This is a genomic window from Pseudomonas sp. CM27 (assembly GCF_013179515.1).
Lineage (GTDB): Bacteria > Pseudomonadota > Gammaproteobacteria > Pseudomonadales > Pseudomonadaceae > Aquipseudomonas.
The window spans coordinates 4,840-8,698 of record NZ_JABMCN010000253.1; the positions used below are offsets into that span (position 1 = coordinate 4,840).

The following is a 3,859-nucleotide window of genomic DNA, read 5'->3' on the forward strand; positions in this document are numbered from 1 at the left end:
GACCTGTTGTTATAGGGTGATGCCCGGCGTGAGGGTCGCCGGCAAGGCAAGGCTGGCGGTCTCCAGCGAAGCCACGGGGTAAGCGCAGTAGTCGGCCGCGTAATAGGCACTGGCACGGTGGTTGCCGCTGGCACCCACGCCACCGAAAGGCGCGCTGCTGGCGGCACCGGTCAGTTGCTTGTTCCAGTTGACGATACCGGCGCGGCTACGCAGCCAGAAGTACTGATAGCGCGCACGTGAGTCGGACAGCAACCCGGCGGCCAGGCCGTACTGAGTGTTGTTGGCTTCATCGATGGCAGCGTCGAAATCGACATAGCGCACCACTTGCAGCAGCGGGCCGAAGAACTCTTCGTCCGGGCGCCCAGCCACGGCGGTGACATCGACAATGCCGGGGGTCAGCAGCGCAGCATTCGCCTGCGGCTGGGTCATTTCCAGGAGTTTTACGGCGCCCTTGGCGACCAGTTCGGCCTGGGCTGCGATCAGCGCCCGCGCCGCCTGCAGCGAAATCACCGAGCCCATGAACGGTGCTGGCTGCTGATCGAAGGCGCCGACCGTGATGGTTCTGCACACCTCGACCAGGCGGGTGATCAGCGCATCACCCCAGGCGCCTTGCGGAACCAGCAGGCGGCGGGCACAGGTGCAGCGCTGGCCAGCGGAAATGAATGCCGACTGGATGATGGTGTATACCGCAGCATCGAGGTCCTTGACCTCATCCACCACCAGTGGGTTGTTGCCGCCCATTTCCAGGGCCAGGATCTTGTCCGGGCGCCCTGCGAACTGCTGGTGCAGCAGGTTGCCGGTACGGCTGGAGCCGGTGAAGAACAGCCCATCGATACCTGCGTTGGCGGCCAGCGCCACGCCGGTCTCGCGCGCGCCCTGCACCAGGTTGAGCACACCCGCCGGCAAGCCCGCAGCGATCCAGCAGTTGACGGTCAGTTCGGCGACCTTGGGAGTCAGCTCGCTGGGCTTGAACACCACGCAATTGCCCGCCAGCAGCGCCGGCACGATATGACCATTGGGCAGGTGGCCGGGAAAATTGTAGGGGCCGAATACCGCCACCACACCGTGCGGCTTGTGCCGCAGCACCGCCGTGGCATCGGCCAGCGGGCCGCTTTTTTCCCCCGTCCGCTCGCGATAGCTTTGCACCGAAATCGCCACCTTGTTGATCATGCTGGTGACTTCGGTCGCCGATTCCCACAGCGGCTTGCCGGTTTCTTCGCCAATGCACTGGGCCAGCGCTTCGGCATGGGTTTTCAACTGCTCGGCGAATTTTTCCAGTACATCGATGCGCGCTTCCAGGCTCAGTTGCGCCCAGGCCGGGAAGGTCTGGCGTGCAGCTTTGATGGCAGCGTCAACCTGACTGGCGTCAGCGCCCTGCCCTTGCCAGACCACAGCTTGCGTCACCGGGTTCAGCGACTGCAGGGGTTCGCCCTGGCCGGACTGCCAATTGCCTGCGATGTAATGCGTGGTCATTTACTGGGCCTCCCGGCTTGCAGACAGCGGCACGGCGCGCACGTTGTCGCCTGCGCCCATGCGCAGGCGCTTGGCGGTCGCCGGGTCGACCACCAGGGTACCGGCAGCCAGCCGCGCAGGTGCGGCAGTGATGCGGCAGTCGTCGCGTTTGCGGTTGTGGATGATGAATGGAGTGGCGTCATCGCCCGGCGTGCCTACCGCCAGCACCAGGGTCTGGCTTTCGCGCACCGCGCGGATCCTGGCGGTCTCGCATTCGATGGCCGGGCCGGCATCGAAGATGTCGACGTAGCCCTGGTAGTTGAAACCTTCCTGCTTGAGCATGGCCAGCGCCGGTTCGGTGTCGGTGTGCACCCGGCCGATCACGCTACGCGCCGCCTCGGACAGGAAGCAGGTGTACAACGGGAACTTGGGCATCAGTTCGGCGATGAACGACTTGTTGCCCACGCCGGTGAGGTAGTCGGCCTGGCTGAACTCCATCTTGAAGAAGTGCCGACCCAGGCTTTCCCAGAATGGCGAGCGGCCTTGCTCGTCGGACATGCCACGCATTTCGGCAATGATCTTCTTGCCGAACAGCTCGGGGAACTCGGCAATGAACAGCATGCGTGCACGCGACAGCAGGCGACCGTTGAGGCCGGAGCGATGGTCGCTGCGCAGGAACAGCGAGCACAGCTCGGAGTTGCCGGTCAGGTCGTTGGCCAGGAACAGGGTAGGGATTTCGCGGTAGATCTTCAGCTCCTGCGAGGCGCTGACGGTCAGGCCGACCCGGTAGTTGTACCAGGGCTCGCGCAAACCGACGGCACCGGCGATGGCACTGATGCCCACCACCAGGCCTTCGTCGTTTTCCAGCACGAACAGGTAGTCGGTGTCGCCACGCTCGGCTTCGCCGCGAAAGCTTTTTTCCGCCCAGCCAACGCGATGCCCCAGGCGTTCTTCGTTGGCCGGCAGCGTGGTCAGCCCGGTGGTACCGGTGCTGCGTGCCAATTCGATCAACGCAGGCAAATCGCTGCTGCGTACAGGACGAACGATCATGCTATCTCCTTGAGCGTCGGCGTCTGCCGGCGCGAAACTCTGCTAACGCATCAATCCCGAAACGTCTGTTGCCAGACCTCAGACCGCGACCAGGCGCACACTCGCGCCCTCGCCCACACCCAGTGCATCGGCGGCTGCCAGGCTGAGGCTGACCGGCTTGCCCGGCACCCAGTCGAGCTCCAGCAGCACCGCGCGGTAGTCCTGCAACTGGCCATTGCAGACCAGGTACGGGCGGCTGCCCTTGGCCGGAGCTTCCTCGATTTTCACGGGTACCACGCGGCTTTGCGCGATCGAGCGAATGCCCGAAGTACGCGCATGCAGGGTTGGGCCGCCGTCGAAGATGTCGATGTAGTGCTCGGTTTCGAAGCCTTCACGCATGAGGATGTCGAAGGTGATCTGCGCGCGCGGGTGCACCTGGCCCATGGCTTCCTGCGCTTCATCGGGCAGCAGCGGCACATAGATCGGGTAGTGAGGCATCAGCTCGGCCAGGAACGTACGGCTTTTCAAGCCGCACAGGCGCTCGGCATGGGCGTAGTTGAGGTCGAAGAAATTGCGGCCGATGGAATCCCAGAACGGCGATTCACCCTGCTCGTCGCTGTAGCCGACGATCTCCGTGACCACCGAGTCGGCAAAACGCTCCGGGTGCGCGGCCATGAACAGCAGGCGGCCGCGCGAGTTGAGCTCGGCCCAGCCACTGCTCACCAGTTCCGGCAACACGTAGAAGCTGGTCAGCAGACTGTTGCCGGTCAGGTCATGACACAGCGACAGCACGTGAATCTTGTTGTGGATCTTCAGCTCTCGCGAGGCGTGCACGAAGGTCTCGTTACGAAAGCTGTAGAACGGCTCGGAGTAGCCGGCAGAAGCGACGATGGCGGAGCAGCCCGCCAGCTTGCCGGTTTCACTGTCTTCGAGCACGAAGAAATAGCTTTCTTCGCCGTTGAAGCTGACCTCGGCGGCGAAGGAAGTTTCGGAAGCGGCGATCTTGTCGCCCAGGCGAGCGGTGTCGTCCGGCAGCGAGGTGACACCAATGGGGCTGTCTGCAGCCATGCGCTGCACTTCGTTCAGATCAGCCATTTGCGCGGGGCGCATCACCAGCATGGTGTCACTCCTTTGGAATACGGGCCGTTCACGGCGGCACGGAAAAACGGCAGGCACACAGGCACCTGCACTGAAATCGGCTATCGCCGGCCCGGTCACGACAGGGGCCGGCGAAGGGAACGCAGGTGAATCAGCCCTGGGTCAGGGTGGCCACGGCGCGCTCGAAGCGGTCAAGGCCGGCATCGATGTCGGCATCTTCAACCACCAGGCTTGGCGCGAAGCGAACCACGTCCGGGCCGGCCTGCAGCACCATCACACC

The 3,859-nt window shown here is 64.0% G+C and carries 3 protein-coding genes and 1 pseudogene; all 4 read right to left on the minus strand.

The genetic code is table 11. The features are described 5' to 3' along the window. Positions 1-9: 9 nt before the first annotated feature. A complete protein-coding gene (gene astD / locus HP547_RS24305) occupies positions 10-1,473 on the minus strand; it encodes a succinylglutamate-semialdehyde dehydrogenase (RefSeq protein ID WP_172222379.1) in 1,464 nt (487 codons plus the stop codon). Next, positions 1,474-2,502: an arginine N-succinyltransferase gene (astA, locus tag HP547_RS24310; RefSeq protein ID WP_172222375.1), complete on the minus strand. Its 1,029-nt coding sequence runs from the start codon at positions 2,500-2,502 to the stop codon at positions 1,474-1,476. 78 nt (positions 2,503-2,580) lie between these two features. Further along, positions 2,581-3,600, minus strand: a complete 1,020-nt coding sequence (gene aruF / locus HP547_RS24315; protein ID WP_172222371.1) for an arginine/ornithine succinyltransferase subunit alpha — start codon at positions 3,598-3,600, stop codon at positions 2,581-2,583. 130 nt (positions 3,601-3,730) lie between these two features. Next, a pseudogene (locus HP547_RS24320) lies at positions 3,731-3,859 on the minus strand (bifunctional succinylornithine transaminase/acetylornithine transaminase); the annotation flags it as partial.

What these genes read in the sequence shown, in the direction of transcription:
- aruF (WP_172222371.1), bottom strand. Translation starts at nt 3,600, where the DNA reads ATGCTGGTGATGCGCCCCGCGCAAATGGCTGATCTGAACGAAGTGCAG.
- astA (WP_172222375.1), bottom strand. Translation starts at nt 2,502, where the DNA reads ATGATCGTTCGTCCTGTACGCAGCAGCGATTTGCCTGCGTTGATCGAA.
- astD (WP_172222379.1), bottom strand. Translation starts at nt 1,473, where the DNA reads ATGACCACGCATTACATCGCAGGCAATTGGCAGTCCGGCCAGGGCGAA.